The organism is Mesorhizobium sp. M6A.T.Cr.TU.017.01.1.1 (assembly GCF_004023115.1).
Lineage (GTDB): Bacteria > Pseudomonadota > Alphaproteobacteria > Rhizobiales > Rhizobiaceae > Mesorhizobium > Mesorhizobium mediterraneum.
This window is the reverse complement of the sequence record NZ_RZTA01000108.1, coordinates 10,274-23,859: the sequence shown is the minus strand read 5'-3', so window position 1 is coordinate 23,859 and position 13,586 is coordinate 10,274. Positions and strand designations below refer to the sequence as shown.

The following is a 13,586-nucleotide window of genomic DNA, read 5'->3' as shown; positions in this document are numbered from 1 at the left end:
ATCTCGCCCGCCATGCCGAGCGGCTGGGATACAAGCGCTACTGGCTGGCCGAGCATCACAACATGCCGGGCATCGCCAGCGCCGCCACCTCCGTCGTCATTGCCCATGTCGCCGGCGGCACCAGGACGATACGCGTCGGCGCCGGCGGCATCATGCTGCCCAACCATTCGCCGCTGGTCATCGCCGAGCAGTTCGGCACGCTTAACGCATTGCATCAAGGCCGCATCGACCTCGGTCTCGGCCGGGCGCCGGGCACCGACATGGGCACGGCGCGCGCGCTACGCCGCAACCTCGAGGCCGGCGCCGACAGTTTCCCGCAGGATGTCGTCGAGCTGATGGGCTATTTCCAGCCGGCCGAAGACGGCCAGCGCATCCGCGCCGTGCCCGGCGAGGGCGAAAAGGTGCCGATCTGGATTCTGGGCTCAAGCCTTTATGGCGCGCAGCTCGCCGCCATGCTTGGCCTGCCCTACGCCTTCGCCTCGCATTTCGCGCCGGCGGAACTCGACCACGCGCTGGAGATCTACCGCTCGCGCTTCCAGCCGTCGGAACAGCTCGACAAGCCCTATGTCATGCTCGGTCTCAATGTGTTCGCTGCACCCTCCGACGCCGAGGCGCGGCTGTTGTTCACTTCGCTGCAGCAGGCCTTCGTCAATCTGCGCACCGGCCGGCCCGGCCGATTGCCGCCGCCGGTCGAGGGATATGAGCGCGATCTCGACGCAATGGCCAAAACCATGCTTGGCCAGGCGCTATCCTGCGCCGTCGTCGGCGCCCCGGAAACGGTCAGGCAAGGCATAGAAGCGTTCGTCCGCCGCACCGGCGCCGACGAGCTGATGGTCACCGCCCAGATTTTCGATCACGCGGCGCGGGTGCGATCCTTCGAGATCCTGGCCGAAGCCCACAAATCGCTGTCACAAGCGGCCTGACGGTTTTTCCGAGACTGCGAAGGCGCGTTAGGCGCTGACGCTTTGTGCGATCGCCCCCAAGGGCGGCCCAAGTGGCCGGCATGAATTGCGGATCATCAGGCGTCCCTTGAGCGCCAGCTTGCGCGGCGGCGCGTCCCTATTTCCGGCGAGCCGGTCGAGCAGGAGATTGGCGGCCTGCTCGCCGATTGCCTGCACCGGCTGGGCGACCGTGGTCAGTTGCGGCTGGAACACGTCCGACCACGGAAAATCATCGAAGCAGGCAATCGAAATATCCTCGGGGCAGGACAGCCCGATGTCGCGGATCGCCTTCATTGTGCCGATCACCATCGGGTTGTTAGCCGAGAAGATGGCGCTCGGACGGTCGTGCAGCGAAAGCAGCTGCATCGTCGCGTTGTAGCCGTCGACTTCATGGAAATTGCCGAAGCGGATAAGCTCGTTCTCGACCGGCAGGCCGGCAGCCTGGAGGGCCTCGCGATATCCCGTCATGCGGTCATGCATGGGCGAGATGTCGAACGATCCTGAGATGTAGCCGATCCGCCGGTGGCCGAGATCGATCAGATAGGTGATGGCGTCGAACACCGCGCGCTGGTTGTCGAGGACGACGGTGTCGGTATCGACGCCTTCGCAGACACGGTCGAGCAGCACCACCGGCACGTTGGCGTCATCGACAATTCTCTTCAGGATCGCGCCGTCGCCGACGCGCGCGACGATCAGCCCGTCGACCATCCGGTCGAGCAGCAGCCTGATCTGGTCGTCCTGCGTGTTGAGATCCTCGTCCGTGCAGCACAGCATGACCGCGTAGCCGGCGCGGTCGAATGCCTGCTGGATGACCGACACGACATCGGTGAAGAACGGATTGGTAATATGGGGAACGGTAAGCCCGATGGTGCGGGTCGTCCCCATTTTCAGGCTGCGGGCGATCGCGTTGCGCTTATAGCCGATGTCGCGGATCGCCTGTTCGATGCGCTGGCTGAGTTCGGGACTGACAGTCGCGGTGCCATTGATCAGCGCTGAGACGGTGGCGACCGAAACACGCGCCACTTGAGCCACGTGCAGCATGGTCGGGGCCGTGGACTTCCGCTGCTTTTTTCGCCCTGACGCCATCATTTTCGAAACGTTTCACCGCCTTCTGGCTGCAATATCTACGGAATCTTGCGGTTCCGCGCAAGAATTGAAATTCGTTCACCGGCCTCACCAGATATCAGCTTGACACGATCGAAACGTTTAGATTAGCGTTTGAGACGTTCGACGACGGCGGAAGGGAGGCCGATCTGTCATGGAGCATGGCAATTCCATCACGTCCGGAGATGACGCGGCTACGGCCGGCCGCCCGGCTGTGGTTCTGAGCGCCGAGCACATCTCCAAGACGTTTGGTGGCATCGCCGCCCTTGTCGATGTCGGCTTCGATCTGCGGCGCGGCGAGGTCCATGCACTGATGGGGGAAAACGGCGCCGGCAAATCGACGCTGATGAAAATTCTTTCCGGCGTCTACACGGATTACGATGGAACGGTGAATGTCGATGCCAATCCGGTCCGTTTCGCCGGTGTCCGCGACGCCGAGCGCGCCGGCATCGCCATCATCCACCAGGAACTCAACCTCGTCCCCGAGCTTAGCGTTGCCGATAACATCTTCCTCGGGCGTGAAAAGCTGATCGCCGGGCTTATCGTCGACCGCAAGGCAAGCAGCCAGGCCGCCGGTGCGCTGCTGCAGAGGCTCGGCATCGAGCTCAACCCGGAGGCGCGGGTCGGCAGCTTGCGCGTCGGCGAGCAGCAGCTGGTCGAAATCGCCAAGGCGCTGTCGATGTCGGCGCGCATCCTGATCATGGACGAGCCGACATCAGCGCTTTCGCCGGCCGAATGCCAAAGACTGTTCCGGATCATCCGCCAGCTCGCCGACAGCGGCGTGGCGATTGTCTACATCTCGCACCGCATCGACGAGGTCATGCATCTGGCCAGTCGGGTCACCGTGTTTCGCGATGGACGCCACGTGCTGACCGAGGCGATGGCAAAGCTCGACGAAGACACCATCATTTCGGCGATGGTCGGGCGAAGCCTGCTTGCCTCTTCCCAAGAGGAGCGCGACCCCAGCGGCAAGGTCGTCCTCTCCGTAAGCGGCTTGTCACTGTCGAAACCCGACCGCCACGGTTGGCGCACCGCGCTTGACGGCGTCGGCTTCGATCTTGCCGAAGGCGAAATTCTGGGGATAGGCGGGCTGCTGGGCTCGGGACGCACCGAAATCCTGGAGACCATCTTCGGTTCCAGCGGCGGACGCGCCGGCGGCGAAATCCGGCTCGACGGCGAGCCGGTGGAAATCCGTTCACCGCGCGACGCCCGCCGGCTCGGCATCGCCCTGGTGACAGAGGACCGCAAGACGCAAGGCCTGCATCTTCAGGCCTCGATCACCGACAATGTCGCGCTGCCGCTGGTCGGCGCGCTGGCGCGATTCGGCCTTCGCTCGCTAGCCGGCGAACAAGATCTGGCGCGGCACGCCGTCAAGGCGCTCGGCATTCGCTGCGGGACCATCGAGCAGCCGGCCGGCACGCTGTCCGGCGGCAACCAGCAGAAGGTCGTCATCGGCAAGTGGCTGGCGACGCGGCCGCGGGTGCTGTTGCTGGACGAGCCGACACGAGGCATCGATGTCGGCGCCAAGCGCGAGATCTACGATCTCATCTTCAGGCTGGCGCGAGACGGGCTCGCCATCGCCGTCATCAGCTCGGAATTACCGGAGCTGCTGCATCTTTCCGACCGCATCCTGGTCATGGCGGATGGTCGCCAGACGGGGATCCTCTCGCGCGCGCAAGCCAGCGAGGAGGCTATCATGCGGCTTGCGGCGCCGCGCCGGACCATGACGAGGCCTGCCGCATGAGCATCTTGAACATCCTGTCCCGAACCAAGCTCTATTGGGGCCTGATCGCCATCTTCCTGATCGGCGTTCTGGGCTCGCCGATCAGCTCCAAGGGCAACAACATTTTTCTGTCCTACGGCAATCTGCTCGACGTCCTGCGCCAGGTGTCGACCACCGGCCTGATCGCCACCGGCATGACGGCGGTGATCATCACCGGTGGCATCGATCTTTCCGTCGGCTCGCTGATGGCGATCTGCACCGTGGTCTGCGCCATGCTGCTAACGGTTCCGGGTGTTACGCCGGCGGTGGTGCTGGGGGTGCCGACGGTTGCCGTGGTCGCGCTTTGCCTCGGCATTCTGGTCACCCGCTTCATCTTCCTGAACATCGAAAAATCCCGCGCCGGCTCGCAAGCCACGCACGACATCAGGCTGGATAGCGTTCGTGGGTTGGTCACGCCCGGCATTGTCGGGGTGGTCCTCTGCAGTCTCGTGCTGTGGTTCCTGCTGCCACAGGTAGGCTCAAAATTCGGCGTGCTCGGCGTGTTGCTGGTGGCGCCTTGCGTCGGCTTGCTGTTCGGCGCGCTCAATGGCTTCATCATCGTTGCCGGGCGGCTTCAGCCTTTCATCGTCACGCTGGCGATGATGGTGACGGCGCTCGGCATCGCCCGGCTGACTGCCGGCCAGAACAATGCGGTGCTGCCGGTCTACACCGGGTCGAACGCCACCGCGGATTTCGAGATTCTGCGCTCGCTGGTCTTCGGCGTGATCCCGATGCCTGGCCTGTTCTTCCTCGGAGCGATCCTGATCTACGGCGCCGTGCTGCGCTTCACGCCGTTCGGCCGCTATGTCTACGCCATCGGCGGCAATGAAGAGGCGGCGCGGCTGTCCGGCATCGCCGCCGGCCGCGTCAAGATCGCGACCTACGCCGTATCCGGATTGCTGGCCGGCGTTGCGGCAGTGCTTTATGTCGCACAGTACAGGCAAGGCAAGCCGGATGCCGGCGCCGGGCTGGAGCTCGATGCGATCGCCGCCGTGGTCATCGGCGGCACCAGCCTGATGGGCGGACGCGGCAGCCTCATCGGCACATTCTGTGGCGTGCTGATCTTCGGACTGCTCTCGAACATCCTGCAACTGCACAACATCAATTCGAACCTTCAGCTCGTGCTGAAGGGGATGATCATCATCGGCACCGTGCTCGTGCAGGAGCGCAATGCCTTTGATCTTCTCTTCTATCTGCGCCTGCCTGGTGGAAAAGCGGCGCACAAGGAAACGACCGCAGCAAAGCGGCCGTCAAAAGAGACCCCGTCTCTAAATCTCGGAGGAAACAAGAAATGAAACGACGTGACATGTTGAAGCTTGCCGCTGTCACCGCGGCGCTGCTGACCACGACCGCGCTTTTGACCAGCGGCAACGCCTACGCTCAGGACAAGAAGTGGAAGATCGGCTTCTCGCAGGTGACGACCATCGAGCCGTGGCGCGCCCAGTTCAACAAGGACATTTTGGCGGAGGCTGCCAAGCATCCGGAAGTCGAGCTGATCGTCACCGACGGCGAGGACAAGACGGAAAAGCAGGTCGCCGATGTCGAGAACCTGATCCGTCAGGAGGTCGACGCGCTGCTGGTGTCACCGAAGGAGTCCGCCGGCTTGACCGGCGTCGTGCAGCAGGCGATCGATGCCAAGATCCCGGTCTTCGTGCTCGACCGCAATGTCGAAACCAAGGACTACACGCAGTTCGTCGGCGGCGACAACAAGCTGATCGGCCGGGCTGCCGGTGAATACGCCGTCGAGCTGCTCGGCGGCAAGGGCAAGGCCGCGGGCAATGTCGTCGAGATCTGGGGCGGCATGGGCACCCAGCCAGCACATGACCGCCATGACGGCTTCCATGAATTCACCGACAAGGAGCCGGGCATCAAATACCTGCTCGACCAGCAGTCGGGCGACTGGAAACAGGACCAGGCCTACAACATCATGGCCACGGCACTGCGCAACAACGAGAAGATCGACCTCGTCTATGGTCACAACGACCCGATGGCGTACGGCGCCTATCTTGCCGCCAAGGATGCCGGACGCGAGAAGGACATCAAGTTCATCGGCATCGATGGCCTGCCCAATGAAGGCGTGACGCTGGTCAACAATGGCGAGCTGACGGCGACCTTCACCTATGTGACGCCCGGCGCCGAGGGACTGCGGCAGGCGATCAAGTTCCTGAACGGCGAAAAGGTCGAAAAGACCATCACCTTGCCGACGGAGAAGATCACCAAGGAAAATGCCGCCCAGGTCCTGAAGGACAACGGCCTCTGAAGCCTATTGCCGGAGAAGGCGGCTCCGGTATTTAGGACTCGGCCACGGCTCTCCTGCTCTTTGGGTGGGAAAGCTGTGGCCGGAACCCTACTCAGTCGTCACCCGATAACGGAAGCTTCATCACCTTGAATTAACCATCAAGGTGAAGGAGAATCTTCCTATGGCTGACACCTCAATCGAATGGACCGACGCGACGTGGAACCCGGTGGCCGGTTGCACGATCCTGACCGCCGGCTGCACGAACTGCTACGCGATGCGCATGGCGGCACGGCTAGAAGCCATGGGCATGAACAAATATCAGGGCCTGACGCGCAAGACGGGCGGCCGAGCGAAGTGGACCGGCAAAGTCATGACCGATTCGAAATCGCTGTCGATCCCTGCAACTTGGTCGAAACCACGCCGCGTCTTCGTGAACTCGATGTCTGATCTCTTTCATGTGGACGTGCCGGCAGATTTCATTCGACAGGTATGGACTGTGATGGAAGAGACACCGCGGCATACCTATCAGATTCTAACGAAGCGCCCGGAAGTTATGGCCGAGGTTCTGACTCGTGGCGATTTTCCCGTTCTGCCGAATGTTTGGCTTGGGACCAGTGTTGAAGATCATCGAGTGCTGGGTCGGCTCGATGACCTTCGCCGAGTACCAGCAGCAATCCGGTTCGTTTCTCTAGAGCCGTTGATCGGGTCTGTAGCCGGTGCCAATCTCACCGATATTCATTGGGCGATCGTTGGCGGTGAAAGCGGGCCAGGGGCACGATATATGAATCCTCACTGGGTCGACGAGATCGAAACGATGTGTCGACGCGCGGGCACGGCATTCTTCTTCAAGCAGTGGGGAGGCAATAACAAGAAAGCCGCCGGCCGCATGCTCAATGGTCGTATCTACGACGAGATGCCGGCAGCTACCGCCTAGAAAAGATTGCCTTGTCTCTGCTTGTTAGCCGCGACCTTCCAAAACGCCAAAGCGAGTTCATGCTTGGCGGCTAGCAGAAGCCAATATAGCGGCTGGTTGCCAGGCCCGGTTATTAGCTTGGGTTCCGGGGAAGGCCACACGCCAAGTCGCCCAACAAGCTCAGACCAATAGCGCAAAATTGCCTGGCGTGTTGCCTTGACGTTTCCCGCTTTGATGGCGTCACGCCAGCCAGGAATGAAGGCATCGAAAACCGCCGAGTCGCCCGACGAGTATTTGTCGAGGTTTCGCTGCAGGTCCATCTGACTGACGTGTACAAGTATGTCGACGTACCGGAGGTCTGATAGCGTCCTGATCATCTCGAAATTGAGTGTCTCCAGATTGTAAGGATCCAGGTATGCGAAGTTCAAGCTATGAGGGTTCACAAGGCTGACGATCGTCTTGATGGTGGCAACAGCATTACCTGTGATAGCCACGACCGGAGCGTTCAGCGCGCGTAGCCGTTTCTCGCAAGCCTCAACCCGCTCGGCTTCGATGTCTCCGATATACACCGCAGAGAATGGCGTTTTGCTGTCGGCGCTCTTTTTCCAGGCGGCAACTACACCGCCATCAATGAATTCATTGGTGCCGCGAATCCTGCACCTGCCCGGTCCACAGAACGGATCAATCAGAGTTGCGCCAGCCTTTCCCTGGTCGAGCCATTTCGATCGGACGCCGCGACTGATGTCGACATAGCGACATAGATACTCGTGCTTGGTTTTGGCCCAAGCGCCGACCACCTCTACGGGCGATCCGTCGTCGCCTTCAATAAGCTGCCCCACTAGCGCCCCCGTTTTGATCGATCCAACCACCTTTAGTGTCAATCGACAAGCGACGAGCTAACCACATCCTACTGAGGCAACCCGCTTTCCGACCGATACGCCGCCACCCTTTCCCCCCCACTTCATGGGGACGAGGAAGCTAAGCATTGCCAAGTCGGGCCATTCTCTCGTGGCAGCGCAGCCCTACGCCAGCTTGGCCAAAAGCCTCATGAAGGTGGCGGCCTCCTTGGCGGAAAGCGGCGCCAGTGTTTCCTGCGTGATATCGCGGGCGATCGGGATCAGCCGCTCGATGGCATCGCGGCCCTCGGCGGTTAGATTGACCAGCAGGCGCCTTTTGTCGACCTCATGCTTGGAAAGCTCGACCAGGCCGCGCGCTTTGAGCCGGTCGATGACACCTTTCACCGTCGCCGCGTCCATGGCGATCAGGCTGCCAAGCTGGTTCTGCGAAGTCTCGCCGACGTCGTGCAATTTGGCCAGAGCGGCGAATTGCGGCGGTGTCAGGTCGGCGATGTGCGACGCGAAGATCGAGACATGGCGCTGGTGCGCCTTGCGCAGGATGAAGCCGACCTGCTCCTGCAAGCGGTAATCGTTTTCGTCAGACTCCTCGGCCTCGACGAGCTTGAGCTTGATGTCTTCGGCACTCACCGCAGTCCGTCCCATGCCTTGATGTCCTTTGCCGCGAGGCCGCCCATGCGGTCGTGCACGCGCGGGCCGCAGGTCATGGCGAGGCAGAACAGGATCTCGTCGGGACGAGGCCCGTCGCTGATGCCGACCTCCATGGCGTCGAAATGGCTGCGCACATAGGCGGCGTTGATATGGCCGAGCGGCACGTCGAGCCGCGCGCCGAAGGCGCCGACCTTCTTTGACGATGGCACGATCGCCTTGGCGTCGCCGAGCCGCTCGCGCATGGCGTAGCCACCCGGCACATGCCACAGCGCGCCATGCTCGAGCTCGCCGGCGATACCGACGATGGCGCCTTTGCCATAGCCGTCGATCTGCTTTACGTCGCCGCCCAATGCGGCGATGAGCTTGTCGGAGAGCAGCAGGCCGAGCGGTTTCAGATCGTCCATGGCGCCCTGCAGCTCTTCCACGTAGCGACCGGCGAACGGGTTCTTCACCACCGCCATGGCCGCGGCGCGGCGGCGCGGCACCTTCGCCACCGGCCCGCCCTCGTGAAATATCTCTTCGGTCAGCACCGCAATCTTGCGGATCGCAAACTCAGGCATGGGCAATTTCCTTCCTTGATTTCTCGTTGGGCGCAACGAGCGCCATGGGACCGGCGATCCGTGCCTGACCAGCAAGAAACAGCGCTGAAGCGGCAATCAGGCCATGTCGCCGAAAATCTTCGGCGACGGCGAACCCGCTGCCCAGCGCGGCGGCTATCTCGCTAGTGGAAAGCACGCCGACGGCTTGGGTGACCAGGCGATCGCCAAGGTCGCTGTCGGGCGCCAGATCGCGCGCCGGCACACGCTCGATGGCAGGATGACCGGGCAGGTCGACTGCGTTGGCGATCAAGGTCGCGGCGGCATCGGCTTCAGCACCCGTCCGCGCCAGCACGGTGACTGCGTCGGCGATGCCCAGCGAAAAGGAACGGCCGCGCCAGCCGCTCGTCGCGACGCCGCGGATCCCGTCTTCGGCGCGGATCGTGATACGGTCCGCCAGTCCATGACCTGTCCCGGCAATGGCGAGGGTCATGGACCGGCCGTTGCCGAGATGGATCGCGCTGTCACCGCCATTGTTGACATAGGCGCGATCGAGCCGGCGCCCGGCCAGCAACGCGCCAAGCATTTCGTCGGCTACCGAACCGGCGACGGCAGCCATCGGCGTGATGAATTGTTTCGCTAGCGGAACAACCGCCGCTTCCATGCGCCGCGCCGTCGGCCCAGCGAAAGCACGTGGCCGAGACGAAGCCGGACGGCGCAGTTCTGGGAGGTCGTCGACGATCTCCTGCAGGATTGTCTGGAACCGCGCCACCGCCTGGCTGTAGGCGGCGCGGCATTCGTCCGCATCGCCAAAAGCCTCGATGATCAGGTCGATCGGGCCATGATTGAGATGCAGCCGCCTGCCGTCCTCAAGCCAATGTGCCTGCGGGCCGTTCATCACCCGGACCCGTTGCTCGCGGCACGCCGCAACTGCGCCAGTGGCGGCCATGGATTGCTGGCCGGCGCACCTGTGCCGCGGCGCGGGTTGAGATACTCGCCGCCTTTGGCGAGAATATCCTCGACGCTGCGGATCTCGGCTTCGTAGCCACCGAGCCTGACATAGTCGTCGCGGCGCAGGGTGAACTCGATCGGCGCCACCAGCGCCGGCGTCGGCACATAGCCGAAGGCACCTTCCGGCACCCGGGTGACATCGACCATCAGCGTGATGCCGCCGCCCGGCCAAACATAGACCGGCGCGCCGCCAACGGTGACATAAGTCGTCAGGCCCTGCACCGAGCGGGTCAGATTGACCGGGTTCTCGGTGACACCGGCGCGCAGCGAGCCGCCGGCACCGCCGACGAACAGCACGGTGCACAGCGCCGGCTCGCAATTGTCCTCGATCAGGCCGACGGATTTCTGCAGCCGCTCCGGGAAGGGCTTTTGCACCGGCTTCAATTCATCATCGAGTTCGTAATAGGCGAACTGCTCGCCGGTGGTCGAGACCATCAGCAGCGACAGGCCGGGGCGGGCGCCCTTCTTAGCGTTCCATTCGCCGAGGATCGACAGCGGGTCGGAAATGCTGGTGCCGCCCCAGCCGAGGCCGGGCTCGGACACCTTGAAATAGCGGCCCGGCGTCGAACGGCGGCCGATGATCTTGATCCCGGTATCCTGCCAGCCGAGCACCTTGCCTGCCTGATGCTCGGACACGACGCCGGTGATGTGGTCGTCGACCACCACCACCTCGTCGACCAGGCCGCGCCACTGGGTGGCGAACATGCCGATGGTGGCCGAGCCGCAGCCGACGCGCATGCGATGTTCGACCTTGCCGTCGATGACCGGTGGCTTGCCGGCTTCGATGATGACCGTGGCACCGCCGTCGATGGTGAGCTCGACCGGCTTGCGGTTGCATAGATTAAGCAGCGCATCGCAGGTGGCGCGACCTTCGGCCTTGGAGCCGCCGGTCAGGTGATGCACGCCGCCCAGCGACAGCATCTGCGAGCCATATTCGCCTGTCGTGACATGGCCGATTGCCTCACCCGCCGCGCGGACCGTGGCAGTCTCGGGACCAAGGTGGCGGTCGGTGTCGATCTTCACCTTGACGCCGCAGTAGGAGAAGATGCCCTCGGTGACGACGGTGACGAGATCGACGCCTTCGACCTCCTGGCTGACGATGAAAGGCGCCGGCTTGTAGTCGGGATAGGTGGTGCCGGCGCCGATCGCGGTGACGAAACGGCGGCCGGTGTTGACCAGTTCGCCGTCCCATTCTTCGCCCTCGGCGACAAAAGGCACAACCGCAGCGCCGGTCTCGGCTGCATGGTCGAGGATGGTCAGCGGATCCATGCGGACGATCCTGCCGCCGACATTGCCGTAGCGATCACAGGCGCCGGTGCGGCCGTCTGATATGTAGCACATGACCGGGCAGGCGTCGCAGCGGATCTTTTCCGCCACCTGCTTCTCGCCGGGATCGTGGGTCTCGAAGCGTTCGGCAAGCTCGCTCATCGGCGTGCCTCCTTATCGCGGATCGCAGCGCGGATGCGGCTCGGCGTCGCCGGAATTTTGGCGACCAGGACGCCGGTGGCCTGACGGATCGCATTGAGGATCGCGGGCGCCGTCGGGATCAGCACATGCTCGCCCAATCCCTTGGCGCCAAAGGGTCCTTCCGGATCCGGAACTTCGATCAGGATGGTCTCGATCGGCGGCACGTCGCCGATGGTCGGGATGAGATAGTCGTGCAGGTTTTCGGTGCGGCCGGGAATGTACTCCTCCATCAGCGCCATGCCGATGCCTTGCGCGATGCCGCCCTCGATCTGGCCTTCGGCGAGCAGCGGATTGATCGCCTTGCCGACATCATGCGCGGCGGTGATCTTGATCAGCTTCACCGTGCCGAGCTTGAGGTCGACCTCGAGTTCAGCGATCTGCGCGCCATAGCCGTAGACCGCATAGGGCTTGCCCTGGCCCTTGCCGTCGAGCGGCAGCGTCGGCGGGTCGTAGCTTTCCTCGGCGCGGAAGACGAAGCCGTCAGCATCGGCCTTCAGCGTGGACAGATCGATATGCCGCGTCGCTTCGCCCTCGCGGATGACCAGGCTTGTGCCATCCAGAGCGATCGCTGCCTTCTCCGACACATTGGCGAAGCGCAGCATGGTCTCGCGCAAGGCGCCGCCGGCCTTTTCGGCGGCCTTGCCAGTGACGAAGGTCTGGCGCGAAGCAGACGTCTTGCCGGCGTCGGGCGTGATCGCCGTGTCGGCGCTTTTCAGCCGGAATTTTTCGAGCGGCAAGCCAAGCGCGTCGGCGCAGATCTGGGCGATGACCGTGTTCGAGCCTTGCCCGATATCGACGGCACCCTGATGCAGGACGACATCGCCTTCAGCCGAGATGCCGACCCTGATGGTCGACGGATTTGGCAGCGAGGTGTTGCCGCAGCCATACCAGCAAGAGGCGACGCCGACGCCGCGTTTCCTGCTGTCATTGGCACTGTTGAATTTTTCGGCATCGGCAAGCGCGCGCGTCCAATGCGGCCGCAACGCTTCGAGGCACTCGGCAATGCCAACGCCTGCTTCCAGCCTCTGTCCGGTAACCGTTTCGGCTCCGTTACGAAGACAGTTTTTCAGGCGAAAATCGAGCCGGTCCAACCCAAGCTTTTCGGACAGCTCGTCATAGAGTGTTTCCTGCATGATCGTCGCCTGCGGCACGCCGAAACCGCGGAAGGCGCCGGAGATCGGGCCATTTGTGTGGATGGCGCGGCCTTCGGCACGGTAATTTGGCGTCGCATAGGGACCGGAGGCGTGCACCGGCACGCGGTTGGCGACGGTCGGGCCCCAACTCGCATAGGCGCCGGTATTGAAATCGCCTGCGAAGACCATGCCGGTGACGCGGCCATCGGCATCGGCGCCGATCGTTGCCTTCATCTCGGCGGGATGACGCTTGGTGGTCGAGATCATCGATTCGTTGCGGGTATAGGCGAGTGCCGCCGGCCGCCCGGTCTTCATCGCGACCAAGCCGATCAGCGGCTGCAACGAGACGTCGAGCTTGGAACCGAAGCCGCCGCCGGTGGCTGTCGGCACGATACGCACCTTGTCAACGGCAAGGCCAAGCACTTTTGCCACGTCGTCGCGATCCATGTAGGGCGCCTGCGTGCAGGCGACGACGACGAGCGTGCCGCCATCCATATAGGCATGGCCGGCTTCAGGCTCGATATAGGCGTGCTCGACATAGGAGGTATCGATGGCGCCGGAAACCACGAAAGCCGCGCCGGAAAGCGCGGCTTCGGGGTCACCGCGCTCGACGAAGCCAGTGGTGAGCAGGTTTGCCGGCCGGTTCTCGTGGATCAGTTGCGCGCCGCCGGCTTGCGCCTCGCAAGGCTGCAGAAGGTATGGCAACTCGGTCCAACGAACAGGAAAATCCGAAAGATCGAGATCGAGGATGGCCTCGCGCTCGCCGGCAACCAGCGCCACTGCCTCGCCGCGAAAGCGCGAAAAGCCTTCGGCCAGCGCCGGCTGGTCGGCAAAAGGCGCAATGACGCCGAAGCTGTTCTTTCCCGGAATGTCGGCAGCGGTGAAGACGCCGACGATGCCGGGACGGGTTTTCACCCAGGCGTCGAGATCGCCGAAGGCGAAGCGGGCGTGATGATGCGGCGAGCGCACCACCAG

12 protein-coding genes are annotated in these 13,586 nt (G+C 63.2%); 5 read left to right on the top strand and 7 right to left on the bottom strand.

Annotation, left to right across the window (positions count from 1 at the left end; translation table 11 throughout):
• On the top strand, positions 1-923 hold a 923-nt coding region (locus EOB36_RS26775; RefSeq protein ID WP_164897626.1), incomplete at its 5' end, for an LLM class flavin-dependent oxidoreductase.
• Positions 924-950: 27 nt separating this feature from the next.
• On the opposite strand, the gene EOB36_RS26770 is transcribed toward EOB36_RS26775, so the two are convergent.
• The gene (locus tag EOB36_RS26770) at positions 951-1,982 is read right to left on the bottom strand and encodes a LacI family DNA-binding transcriptional regulator (RefSeq protein WP_128286068.1); all 1,032 of its coding nucleotides are present in this window, start codon (positions 1,980-1,982) and stop codon (positions 951-953) included.
• Between the two features lie 217 nt (positions 1,983-2,199).
• Here EOB36_RS26770 and EOB36_RS26765 point away from each other — a divergent pair, with 217 nt between their 5' ends.
• The 4 genes from EOB36_RS26765 (at position 2,200) to EOB36_RS26750 (ending at position 6,980) form a co-directional block, all read left to right on the top strand.
• Positions 2,200-3,789: a sugar ABC transporter ATP-binding protein gene (locus tag EOB36_RS26765; protein WP_164897625.1), complete on the top strand. Its 1,590-nt coding sequence runs from the start codon at positions 2,200-2,202 to the stop codon at positions 3,787-3,789.
• A complete protein-coding gene (locus tag EOB36_RS26760; RefSeq protein WP_126104071.1) occupies positions 3,786-5,102 on the top strand; it encodes an ABC transporter permease in 1,317 nt (438 codons plus the stop codon). Before EOB36_RS26765 ends, EOB36_RS26760 begins: the two co-directional genes overlap by 4 nt.
• Complete coding sequence (locus EOB36_RS26755) at positions 5,099-6,067, top strand: substrate-binding domain-containing protein (protein WP_128286067.1); 969 nt, start codon at positions 5,099-5,101, stop codon at positions 6,065-6,067. Before EOB36_RS26760 ends, EOB36_RS26755 begins: the two co-directional genes overlap by 4 nt.
• A gap of 160 nt (positions 6,068-6,227) precedes the next feature.
• Entirely contained in the window at positions 6,228-6,980 is a 753-nt protein-coding gene (locus EOB36_RS26750; protein WP_128286066.1) for a DUF5131 family protein, read from the top strand.
• Here the strand turns inward: EOB36_RS26750 and EOB36_RS26745 are convergent.
• The 6 genes from EOB36_RS26745 to EOB36_RS26720 all read right to left on the bottom strand — a co-directional run.
• A complete protein-coding gene (locus tag EOB36_RS26745; protein WP_128286065.1) occupies positions 6,977-7,798 on the bottom strand; it encodes a three-Cys-motif partner protein TcmP in 822 nt (273 codons plus the stop codon). The genes EOB36_RS26750 and EOB36_RS26745 overlap by 4 nt on opposite strands.
• 183 nt (positions 7,799-7,981) lie before the next feature.
• Positions 7,982-8,443 (bottom strand): MarR family transcriptional regulator, encoded by a 462-nt coding sequence (locus tag EOB36_RS26740; protein ID WP_128286069.1) that lies wholly within the window; start codon positions 8,441-8,443, stop codon positions 7,982-7,984.
• On the bottom strand, positions 8,440-9,024 hold the full coding sequence (locus EOB36_RS26735) for an amino acid synthesis family protein (RefSeq protein ID WP_128286064.1): 585 nt from the start codon (positions 9,022-9,024) through the stop codon (positions 8,440-8,442). The genes EOB36_RS26740 and EOB36_RS26735 overlap by 4 nt, the downstream gene beginning before the upstream one ends.
• Positions 9,017-9,898, bottom strand: a complete 882-nt coding sequence (locus tag EOB36_RS26730) for a UPF0280 family protein (protein ID WP_128286063.1) — start codon at positions 9,896-9,898, stop codon at positions 9,017-9,019. Before EOB36_RS26730 ends, EOB36_RS26735 begins: the two co-directional genes overlap by 8 nt.
• Complete coding sequence (locus EOB36_RS26725; protein WP_127291259.1) at positions 9,898-11,439, bottom strand: 6-hydroxynicotinate reductase; 1,542 nt, start codon at positions 11,437-11,439, stop codon at positions 9,898-9,900. Before EOB36_RS26725 ends, EOB36_RS26730 begins: the two co-directional genes overlap by 1 nt.
• Positions 11,436-13,586 (bottom strand): xanthine dehydrogenase family protein molybdopterin-binding subunit (locus EOB36_RS26720; RefSeq protein WP_245467896.1); only part of this gene is annotated, 2,151 nt, incomplete at its 5' end. The genes EOB36_RS26725 and EOB36_RS26720, both read right to left, overlap by 4 nt.

Bases quoted from the DNA above. Each gene is read 5' to 3' on its own strand.
- EOB36_RS26770 (WP_128286068.1), bottom strand. From the start codon at position 1,982: ATGCTGCACGTGGCTCAAGTGGCGCGTGTTTCGGTCGCCACCGTCTCA.
- EOB36_RS26765 (WP_164897625.1), top strand. From the start codon at position 2,200: ATGGAGCATGGCAATTCCATCACGTCCGGAGATGACGCGGCTACGGCC.
- EOB36_RS26760 (WP_126104071.1), top strand. From the start codon at position 3,786: ATGAGCATCTTGAACATCCTGTCCCGAACCAAGCTCTATTGGGGCCTG.
- EOB36_RS26755 (WP_128286067.1), top strand. From the start codon at position 5,099: ATGAAACGACGTGACATGTTGAAGCTTGCCGCTGTCACCGCGGCGCTG.
- EOB36_RS26750 (WP_128286066.1), top strand. From the start codon at position 6,228: ATGGCTGACACCTCAATCGAATGGACCGACGCGACGTGGAACCCGGTG.
- EOB36_RS26735 (WP_128286064.1), bottom strand. From the start codon at position 9,024: ATGCCTGAGTTTGCGATCCGCAAGATTGCGGTGCTGACCGAAGAGATA.
- EOB36_RS26730 (WP_128286063.1), bottom strand. From the start codon at position 9,898: ATGAACGGCCCGCAGGCACATTGGCTTGAGGACGGCAGGCGGCTGCAT.
- EOB36_RS26725 (WP_127291259.1), bottom strand. From the start codon at position 11,439: ATGAGCGAGCTTGCCGAACGCTTCGAGACCCACGATCCCGGCGAGAAG.